The sequence below is a fragment of the Alcanivorax sediminis genome, from assembly GCF_009601165.1.
Classification (GTDB): domain Bacteria; phylum Pseudomonadota; class Gammaproteobacteria; order Pseudomonadales; family Alcanivoracaceae; genus Alcanivorax; species Alcanivorax sediminis.
The window spans coordinates 2299745-2314735 of record NZ_WIRE01000001.1; the positions used below are offsets into that span (position 1 = coordinate 2299745).

The 14991-nt window shown below is 57.5% G+C and carries 13 protein-coding genes; 5 read left to right on the top strand and 8 right to left on the bottom strand.

What is annotated here, in order from left to right; all coding sequences use genetic code 11:
• Positions 1-2: 2 nt before the first annotated feature.
• The 3 genes from GFN93_RS10450 to GFN93_RS10460 form a co-directional block, all read right to left on the bottom strand.
• Positions 3-974: a hypothetical protein gene (locus GFN93_RS10450; RefSeq protein WP_153501039.1), complete on the bottom strand. Its 972-nt coding sequence runs from the start codon at positions 972-974 to the stop codon at positions 3-5.
• Between the two features lie 247 nt (positions 975-1221).
• Positions 1222-2247, bottom strand: a complete 1026-nt coding sequence (locus GFN93_RS10455) for an AraC family transcriptional regulator (protein WP_153501040.1) — start codon at positions 2245-2247, stop codon at positions 1222-1224.
• A gap of 6 nt (positions 2248-2253) precedes the next feature.
• Positions 2254-2946 carry an SIMPL domain-containing protein gene (locus tag GFN93_RS10460; protein ID WP_153501041.1) on the bottom strand — a complete coding sequence of 231 codons (693 nt, stop codon included), beginning with the start codon at positions 2944-2946 and terminating at the stop codon, positions 2254-2256.
• A gap of 196 nt (positions 2947-3142) precedes the next feature.
• On the opposite strand from GFN93_RS10460, the gene apbC reads away from it, so the two are divergent.
• Complete coding sequence (apbC, locus tag GFN93_RS10465; RefSeq protein WP_153501042.1) at positions 3143-4228, top strand: iron-sulfur cluster carrier protein ApbC; 1086 nt, start codon at positions 3143-3145, stop codon at positions 4226-4228.
• A 120-nt stretch (positions 4229-4348) separates the two neighbouring features.
• Complete coding sequence (dcd, locus tag GFN93_RS10470; protein WP_153501043.1) at positions 4349-4918, top strand: dCTP deaminase; 570 nt, start codon at positions 4349-4351, stop codon at positions 4916-4918.
• Here dcd and GFN93_RS10475 read toward each other — a convergent pair.
• The 4 genes from GFN93_RS10475 to purM are packed head-to-tail and all read right to left on the bottom strand — an operon-like array spanning position 4899 to position 8132.
• Positions 4899-5678, bottom strand: a complete 780-nt coding sequence (locus GFN93_RS10475) for a DUF3108 domain-containing protein (RefSeq protein WP_328594518.1) — start codon at positions 5676-5678, stop codon at positions 4899-4901. The two genes, dcd and GFN93_RS10475, sit on opposite strands and share 20 nt — an antisense overlap.
• Before the next feature lie 2 nt (positions 5679-5680).
• The gene (locus GFN93_RS10480; protein WP_153501044.1) at positions 5681-6409 is read right to left on the bottom strand and encodes a DUF3108 domain-containing protein; all 729 of its coding nucleotides are present in this window, start codon (positions 6407-6409) and stop codon (positions 5681-5683) included.
• Positions 6369-7031, bottom strand: coding sequence for a phosphoribosylglycinamide formyltransferase (gene purN / locus GFN93_RS10485; protein ID WP_153501045.1), 663 nt, complete (start codon positions 7029-7031; stop codon positions 6369-6371). The genes GFN93_RS10480 and purN overlap by 41 nt, the downstream gene beginning before the upstream one ends.
• Before the next feature lie 57 nt (positions 7032-7088).
• Positions 7089-8132 (bottom strand): phosphoribosylformylglycinamidine cyclo-ligase, encoded by a 1044-nt coding sequence (gene purM, locus GFN93_RS10490; RefSeq protein ID WP_153501046.1) that lies wholly within the window; start codon positions 8130-8132, stop codon positions 7089-7091.
• A gap of 157 nt (positions 8133-8289) precedes the next feature.
• Between purM and GFN93_RS10495 the strand changes: the two genes are divergently transcribed.
• The 3 genes from GFN93_RS10495 (at position 8290) to GFN93_RS10505 (ending at position 14665) form a co-directional block, all read left to right on the top strand.
• Positions 8290-9300, top strand: coding sequence for a DUF2066 domain-containing protein (locus GFN93_RS10495; RefSeq protein ID WP_153501047.1), 1011 nt, complete (start codon positions 8290-8292; stop codon positions 9298-9300).
• Between the two features lie 3 nt (positions 9301-9303).
• Positions 9304-9993 carry a DnaA regulatory inactivator Hda gene (gene hda / locus GFN93_RS10500; RefSeq protein ID WP_153501048.1) on the top strand — a complete coding sequence of 230 codons (690 nt, stop codon included), beginning with the start codon at positions 9304-9306 and terminating at the stop codon, positions 9991-9993.
• A 154-nt stretch (positions 9994-10147) separates the two neighbouring features.
• Positions 10148-14665: a choice-of-anchor Q domain-containing protein gene (locus GFN93_RS10505; protein ID WP_153501049.1), complete on the top strand. Its 4518-nt coding sequence runs from the start codon at positions 10148-10150 to the stop codon at positions 14663-14665.
• On the opposite strand, the gene GFN93_RS10510 is transcribed toward GFN93_RS10505, so the two are convergent.
• The gene (locus tag GFN93_RS10510; RefSeq protein ID WP_153501050.1) at positions 14642-14926 is read right to left on the bottom strand and encodes a hypothetical protein; all 285 of its coding nucleotides are present in this window, start codon (positions 14924-14926) and stop codon (positions 14642-14644) included. The genes GFN93_RS10505 and GFN93_RS10510 overlap by 24 nt on opposite strands.
• Positions 14927-14991 lie beyond the last annotated feature (65 nt).

Below are 14991 nucleotides of genomic sequence, written 5' to 3' on the forward strand. Positions count from 1 at the left end.
GATTAGCTACTCAGTCCAAGGCGGTGTCTCAGCCCCTGAATGAACGAGCCGATCCGACGGGGTTCATCAGGTGTGGCTGCACGGGTGGAAGGCGCGGCTGAGGCGGCTTCGCACACAAGAAGGTTGCTCATGGCGCAGGCGGAAAGAAACCGGTCTACCTGCTGCTGTGCGCAGCCGGCATGTGCCGCCAGTTGTTCGCGCCGGCAAGGTTGCTTGGTCATCAGCGCACTCATGGACAGGTAGGCCCTGTCGGTTTTGGCCGAACGTACATTGGGCCAGCGCTTGAGACGGTAGCTGCCATCCTTGGGTAGCCAGGCGGGCAGCGTGCTGCTCAGTTGGGCCGTCATCCAGGCCAGCTCAGTAATAGGACGGCGTATATAAGCACTGAGGTCGGCGTCTTTGGCTGGCTTGAGTGCAGTGAGGGCCGCCGTCTTGTGGCGAACCTCATTGAACAAGGGCTCCTGAATGAAATAGGCACCTGCAGAAGGAGAAACAAAGAGAGAGCCTTTGGGGCTATCGGACTGATAAAGCTCCTGGGCATTCTTGCTGGTGACGGCCTGGTAGAGCGACTCACTGAAATCGGTTTGTCCGGACGGGCGGTGAGGGGTTGCTGCCTGTGTTTGCGCTGATATTGGTTTCAGTGAGCTTTCGTCGGGGGAGGCATCCTCCAGTGTTCTGGAGACATCTTCCAGAACGGAAATCAGCTGCATGACCCTGAACGGATGAGAAAGTGTATAGGCTGCGGAGGGTTTGCTTTCATTGTTGTGGTAAATGACGATGCAGGGCTTGTCGCTGTTTTGCCACTGACGACTGGTGTCACTGTCGTCATTGGCGAGCATCAGCACATCGGCCTCATCAGGCTCAGCCTGCATCCATTCCACGCTGGAACGACCATTCATGATCTTGAGCATGGAAAGGCAGGCGCTGGTGGTATCCGCCTCGAGTCCAACAAATGCAAGCTTTCTGTTTTCCATTGCCGCTCTCCGTGCGGTTCGCATACCCCATGGTGGGTAGCGCACTACTGATCTTGGCACCTTCTTCACAAAACATCTGAACTTCTTTCCTTCTTTGTAGGGATGAAGCCATGGGGTGGCAAAGAGATGGCGATGAACGGCCCGTTGAGATGGCTGAAAAATCAACTATAGGGAAAGCAAGTGGAACGTTTGTCCAAATGGCTGCATATTCCGTAAGACAATAGCCTGGACGCTTGTAAGAGATGTCTTACAGTGTCTGGCCCGTCTTGCGGAACTGGCCCGGAGTCTGGCCTGTATGGCGTTTAAAGCTGCGCTGGAAGGAGCGGATATCGGAGTAGCCAAGGGCATCTGCAATGAAGGTTTGAGCCTGATCGGTATTGCGAAGTAGCTGCTTTGCCTGGTCAAGGCGAATCTCATCCAGCAATTTCTGCCAGCTCTGGCCCTCATCTGCCAGATGGCGGTGCAGGGTGCGGATATTCATGCCCAATCGTTCGGCCACGGCCTCTTTGCGAGGCAGGGTGTGGCCAATGGCATCCTTGATGCATTGGCGAACCCGCTGACTGAGGCTGGTTTCAATACCCAGCTGTGCCAGTTGTGCGGTGGCGTGGGCTTCCAGTGTCGAAAGCAGCAATGGATCAGGCTGGCGAGTGGGTAGCATGAGCAGGTCCGGCGCACCGACCAGGGCCGAGTGGGGCTGCCCGAAACGCACAGGGCAGTGGAAGATACGCTCGTATTCGGCTATCTGCGTTGCCGCTGGTTCCGGGTGTTCGAGCAGAACTTCCGCAGGGGCAAGTTTGTCATTGCCGGTGAGCCAGCGGGCATAACATAGCCAGGAGCTGAGCACGTTGTCGATCAGGTGGCGCCGCACGGGCTGGTCCGGGTAGCGGCAGTGCCAACGAATCTGGGCTTGCTCACTTTCCATATTGATGTCGGTGGTGCCCATGTCCCCCACCAGGCGTTCGTACAGCGTGACCTTGAGCAGTGCCTCGTGGAGTGTATGCACACTCATTGAGATATAGCCCATCACATTGTACGAACCCGGCTGGATGAAGGCAGAGGTGTGAAGGCCAAACAGAGGGTCCCCGGACTGGTCAGCCAGGCGCTGCAGAAGGCGCTGAAACTCCCGCCCATCGATTCGGGCTTCGGGTCGCAGGGCTTGCTCTGGATCAATGCCTGCATGGATCAGAGCAGCAGCGGTATCCAGCCCCAGCTTGTCGGCATGGGCCAGATACTGCTGCAGTGCGGCACTGCTGATTTCACCCAGATCACTCATGGCCGATTACTCCAGCTCGAAGGTGATCTGTACCTGGGCGGTGATGTCGGTTTCGCCAGCGCGGAAGCTGTCAGCGGCGCCTTCCTTGCTACGGGCCATCATCATCATGGGGCGAGGGCTGCCGACGGTATGGGACTCAATGCGAATGGCCTCACCCACATCACGGCCGGCGGCTTTTGCGATGACGTTTGCCCGCTTTCTGGCGTCCTCAACGGCATTCTTCAGGGCCGCGTCTGAGAGGGTATCGGCATTGCTGACTTCGCTACCGGCGGGCTGAATGTTGCGGATATTCAGTTTTGCCAGGCCGTCGAGCAATTCGGCATAGGTGTCGAGCCCGTTGACCCGGAAATGGACAGAGCGGGAGACCTGATGGCCGATCAGCTTTTGCTCCGGCTGGTACTGCCACTGCGGGGAAACGCGGAATTCTGTGGCGCGGGTTTGCGCTTCCGGGATGTCCAGATCATCGGCCAGTTCCAACATGGCTTCGACCTGATCATCGACTCGGGATTTCATGGCATCAATATCTGAGCCTTCTTCCTGCGCCGTGGCATTGACGGAAAAGATGTCCGGGGTGGCGGTTACCTCACCGTGGCCGGAAACCGTGATGCTGTCACGCTCCTGGGGCAGAGGGGTTGGGCCGCAGGCAGAGAGAAACAGAATTGAGAGGCTGGCCAGACACGCTACGTTAAAGCCTTTCATGATATCTCCTTGTTATTTTGTATACCCAGTAGCGCCTATTGTGCGAATTTCACCGAGGATAGCCAGTGCATTGCACCGGGTTTGTGGTGATTCTTTTTCTATCATGAATGAAGGAGGGGCGCGCAGTACGTTGAGCCCCTTGGTTGATAGCGCGTAAGTCCCTATCATCGCAGCCTGCGACATGGGAGTAGAAGGCATGAGTGCAGCAGAGCAGACAATACGGGAACAGCTTGGCCGCTTCGTGCCGGAAGATCTGGGTGTGAGTCTGGATCAGGCCGGTGCTGAAATCGGCATTCAAACCAGCAGCGATACGGTGACTGCCTCGGTGACATTGGGATACCCCTGTGCAGGAGTTGAGAGCCAGCTGCAAAGTCAGATGCGAGCGCATCTGGACGCTTTGCTGGAGGGGCGCGAATTTATTCTTGTGCTGAAAAGTCAGGTGGCTGCCCATCGTACCCAGTCCGACATGCCGGCCCTGGACCAGGTGGCCAACGTGATTGCTGTAGCCTCTGGCAAAGGCGGGGTGGGCAAGTCCACAACGGCAGTGAATCTGGCCCTTGCTCTGCAGGCGGAAGGTGCCCGGGTGGGGCTGCTGGATGCGGATGTGTTCGGTCCCAGCCAGCCACTGATGCTGGGCAAGCCTGATGGTACCCGTCCCGAAGTGTTGGACGGCAAGACTTTTGTGCCGGTGGACGCCTATGGCCTGCAGACCATGTCCATGGGCTATCTGACCACCCAGCAGACACCGGTGGTGTGGCGTGGCCCGAAGGCCAGTGGCGCATTGGTTCAGATGATGGAACAGACCCGCTGGCAGCAGCTTGATTACCTGCTGGTGGATCTCCCTCCGGGCACCGGGGATATTCAGTTAACTCTTGCCCAGAAGATCCCGGTGGCGGGTGCGGTTGTGATTACGACGCCACAGGACATTGCGTTGCTGGATGCCATCAAGGGGGTAGAGATGTTCCGCAAGGTGGATATCCGGGTGCTGGGAATCGTTGAGAATATGGCGGTGCATATCTGCAGCGAGTGCGGTCACCAGGAACACGTATTCGGTCAGGGTGGCGGTGAACGTATGGCTCAGGACTACGATACCGAGGTGCTGGCTGCGCTGCCGCTCTCCCTGAAGATCCGCGAACAGGCCGATAGTGGCAAACCGGTAGTGGCGGCCTGTCCGGATAGCGAGGAGGCCGCCTTGTACCGCAAGGCGGCAAGGCGCATGGCGGCACGACTGTCGTTGACCAGCAAGGGCAAACGGGCTTTCCCGAAGGTGACACAGCACTGAAATGCTGTTGGATACCGGAAGCCGGGCGTCTGAATGGTCCGCGTCTGGTATCCGGCGTCCAGCGTCTATACCATTGAGCGCTTGAAATTACTGGCCCTATTTCGGAACCGAGAGGCAGGAATGACTATTAAATCGGATCGCTGGATTACCCGCATGGCCAATGAGCACGGCATGATCGAGCCTTTCCAGGCCGAGCAGGTGCGTGCCGATGCCAGTGGCAACAAGCTGATTTCCTACGGCGTATCCAGCTATGGATATGACGTGCGCTGCGCGGATGAATTCAAGGTGTTCACCAACATCCATTCCGCCACGGTGGATCCCAAGCACTTCGATGAGCGCAGCTTCGTGGATATCAAGGGAGAGTACTGCATCATCCCGCCGAACTCTTTCGCGCTGGCGCGCACGGTGGAGTACTTCCGGATTCCGCGTAATGTATTGACGGTGTGTCTGGGCAAATCCACCTATGCTCGCTGCGGCATCATTGTGAACGTGACGCCGCTGGAGCCGGAGTGGGAAGGGCATGTGACCCTGGAATTCTCCAATACGACCACGCTGCCCGCGAAGATCTATGCCAATGAAGGTGTGGCACAGATGTTGTTCTTCGAGTCAGACGAGGTGTGTCAGACCTCCTACGGCGACCGTGGCGGAAAATATCAGGGCCAGCGTGGCGTTACCCTGCCTCGGGCGTAAGTCCTGAGGCTGGCCTGGCCGACTCTTCCTGATTGCTGACTGCCTGGGTGGCTGCGGTATCAGGATCCGGACCGCTGTAGTCTGTCATGATGAGCTCGGCCTTGAGGAAGGTGCTCTCGATGTGCTTTGCCTTGACCACCATGTAGTCAAGAGACGGCGCAACCCAGAACAGGGTGCGCCGTTTTTTCTTGCTGTCACCTTCGCGCTTCTTTTCCACTAGCAGCGTGTCCAGCTTGCCCAGCGGTGTCTTGATGGTTTCCCTGCCAATCACGGCAAAACGATGGGTACGAATGCGATCACCATAAACACTGGTGACGGAGTACTGATCGGCGCCTTCTGAAAACACGCAACGGCCCCTGAGCAGGATGGTAAGCTCATCCAGCGTGTTGTCAGGGATATCCAGGCTTTCCTTGTCGTCTTCGGAGACGTTGTGAACGCGGGGGGGCGCCCACTGGAAGTTCATGCGGTGATAGCGGTGTTGGCCGAAACCCTCGAATTCATGCAGGTAACGGCTGGTGCGTGGTTGACAGTCACGCCACTCGAAAAAGCTTTCTTCGGTGTTGGTGAGCAGGAAAGAACTGGCCTTGAGCAGCATGTGATAGCTGTCCTTTCCTTCGGCTGGTTCCAGCACCAGATCCGCCTTAACCGGCGTGGGTAGTTTGTTCACGTAGATGCGGAACTCGGCGGCGAAAGGCGCAAGAGTATCGGCATGGACCAAGCTTGAGAAAATCAGGGTCAGGCAAAGGAAAAACAAACGCACGGTTATTTCCCCTCCAGGGATTGCAACGTCATCACATGCTCTCCGTCTTTATTCTTTTGCTGCAACTGTACCAGAAGAAATTGATGGTTCGGTGCAAACCACATGAAAGTTTGTCGTGGGCTGTTGTCATCACGAACCCGCTGCACCTTCACTGTCTTGAGCCGTTCGCCATCAATCTTCAGGGTTTCCTCGCCCACCACCTTGAAGCGTTGGGTTTCCAGTGACCTTTCATCGGCCACATCCAGCTCGATATCTTTCTCGCCGCGCTCCAGTGCACATTGCAACGCCAGGCTGACAGAAAGCTCATCAGTGGCGGTGTCTGAGATCGGGTAGCTGAGCATGCCTTTGCCGCTGCGCTCGCTGGCAGCGATCCCCGTCTCCCTGTCCAGGTGGAGAGAGGCTTCCTTCAAACGTCCCAGTCCCTTTCGCATGTAGCCGTAATAGCTGCTTTGCGGCGTGCAGGACTGCCAGTTGAACAGCGCCGTCTCACGGATCTCGCCCAACCAGTTCTTGGCACTGACTTCCATTTTCCACAGGCCGCCTTTGACCTGCTTGAGTGTGCGGGTAGCGGTGATGGTAAACGGAACGCCCTCGCTCTTGAGGCGATAATCAAGGGTAAAGGGAGTGACAGGTGGCTGGGCCGAGGCAACAGGAGCCACGGCCAGGATTGGTGCCAGCAGCAATAAGACCCTAAGGGACCTGATGACCTTGTTCTGGTAAAGGCTTCCCATCCAGCAAGACTCCCTGCTCGTCGAGTGACAGGCGCTGTTCTGCGCGCCATTGCAACACCAGCGGGTAGAGCTGATGTTCGCGTATCTGTACACGATTGGACAAGGATTCCGGATTATCGTTCGCAACAATTTCGACCCGTGCCTGGGCAATCAGCGGACCACCATCCAGTTCTTCTGTAACAAAGTGGATAGAGCAGCCATGCTCACGGTCACCCGCTTCAAGGGCGCGTGCGTGGGTGTGCAGGCCCCGGTATTTGGGCAACAGGGACGGGTGGATATTGATGAGCTGACCGGTGTAGTGACGCACAAACAGGGGGGAGAGGATACGCATGAAGCCGGCCAGCACTACAGTTTCGGGCTTATACACGTCCAGTTTGTCGATCATGGCCTGATCGAACGCCTCGCGGCTATCGAATTGGCGGTGATCCAGCACTTCCGTTGGAATGCCCGCTTGCCTGGCCCTCTCCAGGCCCCCTGCATCTGCCTTGTTGGACAGCACCACAGCGACCTGGGCCTGCAAGCTACCTTCGGCAATCGCATCAAGGATGGCTTGAAGATTGGTGCCAGAGCCACTGATCAGGACAGCAAGGCGGTGAGACGAGGGGGTGGGAGTGTCGGTCATGGAGCCGGGTTCCGAAATGGGGAGGAGGGCTGCCAGAAGGCTGGCAGCCCGGCGTTATCAGTCTTTCAGGCCTTCCAGAACGACTTCTGGTTCGCCTTGCCCTTCGCGTATCTCGCCCATAAGGAATGCTTTCTCACCCTCGGCTTCCATCAGCGCCAGAGTGGCATCGACCTGATCCGCAGGCACCACGATGACCATGCCCACGCCACAGTTGAAGGTACGGTACATTTCAAATGCAGGTACCTGGCCTTCCTCCTGCAGCCACTGGAATACTGCCGGGAACTCCCAGCTGTTGGTGTCGATCACCGCCTGGGTATTTTCCGGCATGACCCGGGGCAGGTTTTCAGGCAGGCCGCCGCCAGTGATATGCGCCAGTGCATGAACTTCTACCTGCTCAATCAGCTTCAGTAGCGGTTTCACATAAATGCGGGTGGGGGCCAGCAGGTGCTCCATGAGCGGCTTGCCCTCCAGTTCGATATTGGTGTCTGCCTGGGCCATGATGCGGCGAACCAGAGAGTAACCATTGGAGTGGGGGCCACTGGAGGCGAGGGCGATCAGTTTGTCACCAGCCTGAACCTTGCTGCCATCGAGAACGCCGTCTTTCTCTACCACACCAACACAGAAGCCGGCCAAATCGTAATCTTCGCCTTCGTACATGCCCGGCATCTCGGCGGTTTCACCACCGATAAGGGCGCAGCCCGCCATTTCGCAGCCCTCACCGATCCCGGTAACAACACTAGTGGCCGTTTCCACGTCCAGTTTGCCGGTGGCGTAGTAGTCGAGGAAGAACAACGGCTCGGCGCCACCCACGATCAGGTCGTTGACACACATGGCAACCAGATCGATACCCACCTTGTCATGGCGGCCGGTATCAATTGCCAGGCGCAGTTTGGTGCCCACGCCATCGGTGCCGGCAACCAGAACCGGGTTCTTGTAGCGGGTGGGCAGCTCGCAGAGAGCGCCAAAACCGCCCAGGCCACCCAGGACCTCGGGGCGCCGGGTGCGCTTGGCCACAGGGGCAATACGCTTTACCAGCTCGTTTCCGGCATCGATGTCGACGCCAGCGTCACGGTAGGTCAGTGGCCGTTTCTGTTCGGTCATGGGGGGCTCCGGATTAATGAAGGCGCGTATTTTAAGAGTCCGGGGCCCATCTTTCCACCGCTGAGTGGAAGAGATTGGCAGAGAAAATCCGGTTCGCCAGTGTGCAACGAATAGGTGATAATAGCGCGCTTTGTAAGACTGGTTGGATTTGGCGCTCATGCGGAACTATGGAAAGCAGGTTGTAGCGGCACTGATATTGTTGCTGGGAGTGCCGGTGGCACTGGCAGGAACCCTCGATACGGTGTCGGTTTCGGTGGAAAACCGGACCCCGGAAGAACAGCAGCGGGCGTTGGGTGAGGCGCTCAATCAGGTGCTGGTGCGCCTGAGCGGCAAGCCGTCTGTGCTGGAGCTGCCGGTGGCCGGGGAAGCTGCCGAGCAGCTCAACCGCTGGGTGATTCGTCAGGACTTCCGTGATGGGCAGCTGGTGGCGCGCTTTGATACGGGTGGTTTGATGCAGCTGCTGTCATCACGCCGGGCCCCGGTGTGGGGCGTGCCGCGTCCCCGTGTGCTGGTGTGGCTGGTCGATCAGGGCACTGGCAAGGGCAGTATGGTGAACCCCGGGCATCCGGATTTCGCCATGCTCAAGCAGGAGGCAGACCGTCGAGGGCTCGATGTGGTGCTTCCGGAGTGGGATTCCGTTGATCGTGGTGCTCTGGCGGTGGCCGACATCCGAGGCCGTTTCGATAACCAGATTCTCGATGCCTCCGCCCGATACCCCCATGAAATGGTGCTGGCGGCGGTGCTCTATAGTGGCAGTCCGGCAACGGTCAGCTGGCGAGTATTGCAGGGCCGCAAGACACTGGATGATGGCCGCCTTAAAGCGGATTCCACAGAGCAGGCTATTGCGGATCTGGTCGACAGCGTGACCAATCAGTTGGCGGATCGTTTTGCCGTTGCCGGAGGGGCCAGTGACCAGCGTACCCTGTTGACCGTTGAAACGGTGGGATCACTCGGCGACTGGAAATCCCTGCGTGACTTCCTGGCTGGCCTGGGGGGCGTCCAGAGTGTATCTCTGGTGCAGGTCTCCGGCGATTCCCTGATCTATGGGCTGGATTTTGCCGGCAGTGACGCCCAGTTGCGCGACTTGTTGTCCCTGTCTTCATCGCTGACGCCCTGCCCTGATGAGACCGTGGCCGGGCCCCAGTGGCGTTACTGCTGGCGTCGCTGATCAATGGCCTCACAACTACCGCTTGCCCTGCAGCTTCGCGAGGGCAATGACCTCTCGAACTTTATCGTTGGTGAAAATGGCGCCCTGTTTCAGGGTGTCCGGGAAGCCGTTGTCGGTGTCGACCGCCAGGCCTTTATCTGGGGCCCTGACGGTCAGGGCAAGAGCCACCTGCTGGAAGGGGCGGTGCGCCTGGCGCAGCTGCATGGTTTGAATGCCTGTCTGTTGCCGGCTGAAGAGCTTCTACCTCTGAGTCCGGAAGTGCTGGAGTCCATGGAGCAGTTTGACCTGCTGGCGGTGGATGACTGCCAGCATTTCGCCGGCGATGCGCGCTGGGAAGAAGCCCTGTTTCACCTTTACAACCGCTTGATGGCCAGAGGAGGACGCTTGTTGGTCACGGCCAATGCGTCGCCAGTGGCCATGGGGCTGATGCTGCCAGATCTGGCTACCCGCCTGGCTGCGGGACCGGTTTACCGGCTTCAGGCTCTGGGGGACGAAGGGCTGGAATCCCTGCTGGTGGAGCGCGCACGCACTCGTGGATTGCGTCTTGAGCCTGAGGTTGCCCACTTTATTGTGCTTCGCAGCGAGCGCAGCCCTGCCGGGTTGGTTGGGTTACTCAATCGTCTTGACCAACTGGCACTGGCGCAGCAACGCTCTGTCACTATTCCCTTTGTCAAGGATGCGCTGGGGTGGTAAAAAGGGTCGCTTACACAGATGCAACAGTCTGATACTGTAATAAGCGATACTATTGCCCCTAATTACATAGGGTTACATTGTACTAACCCACGGGCTCCGAAAGACCAATTAGAACAATAATGTCAGGCGGAATTACCGTCTGCAGGAGAACACAATGCGCCACCTTGGGCTTTGGCAGTGCCTTGCTGGTTGTACCCTGATTTTTGCAGCCACTTCCCATGCGACGGTTTACGAGATCAACAGTACTACGGACCCTGTAGTGACTGTAGTCGCTGTGGATAATATTGATGAGTCTCCGAACCCCCAAGTTTGGGATAAAGATACCAAGTGGCAGGCGACCACATCCGTAGCAGATGGCCTTTGTTCGGTCCGTGAGGCCGTTTATGCTAGTAACTATCGCATTTCTGTAGACGGTTGTGCGGCTGGCACGGGCAGCGACACCATCAAGCTCAAGGCAAACACAAACTACTTGCTCAGCCAGGGCAGCTTGCCAATCGGTATCGGCGAAAAGGTGGTCGTGACATCTGAGGAAGTGCCGGACACGGATACTCCCGACCCGAATGATACAAAGACCGAATACACGGTCACCTTCGAACCATTATCCAACCAGATCGCCATCAACATCCAGCTGGATGCCTTTGAAGACGCCGAAGACAAGGTGCGACCGGTTATTTCGGCGGGAAATCAATCCCGGGTGTTTACCATCCATGATGGTGGCGCCATGTCACTGGCCAACCTTGAACTGAGGGATGGCGATGCGACTGTGCCGGTCCTGACGGACCCTGAGATTGCCGAGAAAGAAGTCGATAACAATGGTGGCCTTATTCGCGCTGCTGGCACGGTGATCATCAACAGAAATGTGGTGCTGGCCGGTGGTGCGGCCGGGAATGGCGGCGCTCTGTATATGACCGAAGGCAGTGGCACTTCCTTTTCTAATGGCGGTCGCTTCGAGGACAACGTCGCCACCGGCTTTGGTTCCGTCATCGCCACCTCTGACACTTTCGATGGCAACATCATCGGCTATGACTTCTACATGGCCAACAATACCGCCGGTGGCGGTGTGGATGCTGGCGTCATCTATATGGATGGCGGTGTCGCTCCTCAGGCGGCGGTGATGGATAACTCCGTAAACCCACCTGTCGTGGTGACTCCTGCGGTGGCCGGGGTGGGAATCGGCATGGAACTGGGTAATGGCACCATCACTGGCAACACCGGTGGGGTGATCAACGTAGTGTCTGAGAATCACACTGCGGTGCTGGTCAACATGACCATTGCCTTTAATGAAGGCGTTGCCCTGACGCTAGCCGAATCCGGCTTTGCTGATCCTGCCGATGCAGAAACTCGCGATCACATTCTCCACACGGCTATCGTCGGTAACGATGGCGGTGCCTGCGCGGGTGCGGTATTGGACGGCACTGCAGTGAATGCGGATGCGGCGGCCCGCCTGCTGTTTACCATTACCGACGATGCCAACTGCCCGACCCCGGAAGAGCAGACCGAGGGTGTGCCGGTCACGGTTAATCCCAATGGCGCCCAGGAAGATGTCTTCCTTGGCGAAGGCCGTGTTGAGTGTGCGATCGGTATCAAGGGCGCAGGCGCCTGTTTGCCCATGACAGCAGAAGAAATCGGCGGCCCTTACCCGGGCTTCCTGCCCAATCCGCATCCTGCGGCAGTAGTGGCGGATCCGCTGGCCAGCCCCGGTTTTGCCAGCCTGTTTGATCGCGGCAATCCGGAAAACTCCTCTGTTGATACCTGTGAAGGCACCGATAATCGCGGCAACGCCCGTGGTGGCCCTGGCGGCCGATGTGATGTGGGCTCCATCGAATTCCTGCGCGCCAGAGCCGAGCCGGAAGAAATCAACATGATCAGCGGCAAGAGTGTGCTGGGTGACGTGGTCGCCAATGATCTGAATGACACCGTGATCGACTGCAACTTGCTCAACGATATTGTCGATGTAGACAACAGCTGTGCGGGAGATCAGGCCTGTATCGATCAGGGCATTCTTGATCGCTGTCTGACCATTATCGAGTACCCTGAGCTGGGAACCGCTGTGCCTGTGATCGATGCCAACGGCTACCCGAGAATTCGTTACACCCCGTCTTCCAATTTCCACGGTGTGGACCAGATTCGCTACAAGGTGGACAAGGACGCCTTTGACGGCGGTGCTGACCTGGGGCAGGACCAGGACGAAATTGCCAACTTCTTCGCGGAACCGGCCAGTGGGCTGACGGAGAAGGACAGTATTGGTTCTTTCGGTGGCATCATGACGCTGATGTTGGTTTTCGCCGGTATGCTGCGCCGTTTCGCTCGCGCTGCCCGCATTTTGCTGCCAGCGGCGGCGCTGCTCACCGCCGGCCAGGCCATGGCGGTGGAAATCACCGTGAATTCTCTGGAAGACCGTATCCCTTCTATCCCTAACGATGGCAAGTGTACCCTTCGTGAAGCGCTGCTCAATGCAGGTGCGGCGGCCAGCCCGGATTGTGCCTACGGGGGCAACTCCACCGATACCATCCTGCTGCCGGCGGGGGAGATCCAACTTGCCGGTACCCTGATTATCGAGGGCGGTGGTGTAGAGATTGTCGGCAAGGGCGCCCTTGACGATGCCACCGATGATGAAGAAACCCTGACCACAATCCGTGGTAATGGCAGCAGTCGTTTATTCGAAGTGCAGCCACCGAACCCGAACTTGGGCCATCCCTCCGTTCGTTTCCAGTACCTGACCCTGGAAGATGGTAATGTCTCTGGTAATGGTACCGATGGCACCGGGTCCGGCGCGGTGATCATCACCGGTGGATCGGTCATCTTTGATCGCGTACGCATTCTCAATAACTACGCTGAAGCCAATGGCGGCGTGGTCTTTATGCGCGCCAATGCTGGCGAGGAAAAACTGCTCACCTTTAACCGCAGTTTTGTCAGCGGCAACACCGCAGGCATTTCTGGTGGGGTCATGTCCAGCACCGCTCAGTACAAGGAAACCTTCAAGGTTGCCATCATCGACAGCACTTTTGATGGCAACAGTGCAGCGGTGGAAGGGGGCGTTCTGGACGCCAACATTCGTGCCGGTGAAGTGCAGATTGCCAACAGCACCTTTGTGAACAGCGTGGCGCCGAAAGGTTCGGCACTGGATTTCAGTGGCCTGGCGGTGAATGCCAATATCATGAACTCTACTTTCATGAACAATACCGGTGGCCTGGGTATTGACCTTGGTGACGCTGCCACGGAAACCCGGATGGGCAACAGCGCCTATTTCGACAGTGGTGACAGCTGCAGCACCGGCACCACCATCCTCCATGAAAGTGAGTACAACGCCTATTCCGGAACAGCCTGTGTGGCGGACACCGCCAGCACTACCGATCAGGCGTCTACCGGCTCTTCGTCCTTGACTGCGATGGTGACCCCTGCTGCCCCGAACGGCGAGGGCACCCGTGATGACTATGTGCCTCCCTATCTGGGCATCGTCAACGGTGAATTCGATACCGTGCTGCTGAACAAGGGTAATGATGTTGCCTCACTGGTCAGCGGTACAGGCTCACCGCTGGCATGCCGCGCCACTGATTTGCGCGGCATTGATCGTACCTCCGGGGGCATCTGTGATGTTGGGGCGTTCGAATACCAGCAGATCACCGCCGAAGACGATGAGGGCAGCAACCAGAATACCCCCGCCCGCCAGGTGCCGGTGGATATTCTGGATAATGATCTGCCCAGCGATGGCGCCGAGTTTGTCTTACTTGATGGTGGTGACCCGCCCGAGTTCGCGACGAATATCTATACATTCTGGCATGCCGAGCCGCAGGGGCTGGACCCGGAAGAGTATCTGAGCACCACAGACGAATATGTGCAGGATGCCACGGACAAGACTCTGTTTACGCTGGATATGGGGCCGACCCCTTCAGACCCTTCCATGAATGGCGCAACCATCCGGTTTGTGTGGCTCTACTACAACGAAGATCGCGCCGGTTATGACCTCAACTGTGGCGATCCCATTCCGCAAAATATTATTGATGCCAACCCGAGCCTGTTTGAAGACGGGGATGTGGCCGATGAGTGCGTGGTGCTCTTTACTCCGCCGTCTAATGAAGAGTTTGACACTCGCATGTGTAACAGCGACAGCGAGAACCCGGTAACCGTAGCGTTCAATTACACTTTTGAGGACAGTGCAGGTCAGGTTTCGAATGAAGCCACTGCGGTGATGACCCTGAAGGACAAGGCGCCAGTGTTGCAAGGTGCGTCTGTTGTCAATCAGCCAGGTAAACGCATCGAGTTCGATATCAAGATCGAAGACCCGGACAACCCGGATGCGGTGATCGACTGGACACGTTACAACATCACCCTTGCCACCAAGCCGTCATTTGCCAAGCGCGATGAAGATGGCCAAACAGAGGGCACAGGCCTGATTATCATCGATCGCTATGATGAGGACTCCATCCCGCACAGCGATCCTGCAGATGCCAACCGCCCTGCGAAAGTCATCTATACCCCGGACAGTAATTACAATACGTTCAAGGATGTCTTTACGCTGAAAGTGCAGGACATGAACTGTGGGCCCACGTCCCAGCAGGCAAGATTCACCATCAGCTACAACAACAAGGAAACCTCAGCCGGCTCCGGCAGTATGGGCTGGATGTTGCTGGGTGGCGTACTGCTGCTGTTACGCCGTCGTTTTACGGCGTAACAGGGTACGCTTGACCAACTCCCAGACCAGGGCGCCGGTCACCATGCTGATCAGCAATAGCAGCAATTTGGGAATGTCCACCAGTGTCCAGAAAAGGATGTCGATGCTGGTGGGTTCCAGGTTCTGAGCCACAATGATGATCAGAAGTACCAGCCCGAGAAGCTGAATGGCGCCGACCGGGTGGGTAATCAGCCACTGGCCAGACTTTTTACCGCTGCGGGCCACGATGGACGATTTCTTCACGCTTGATTCCTGTTCCATGATGTTGTCTCCCTGAGATTCAATCTGTTTTTCTTCTTGTTCTCACCTTAGTCTAACTCGTCGTC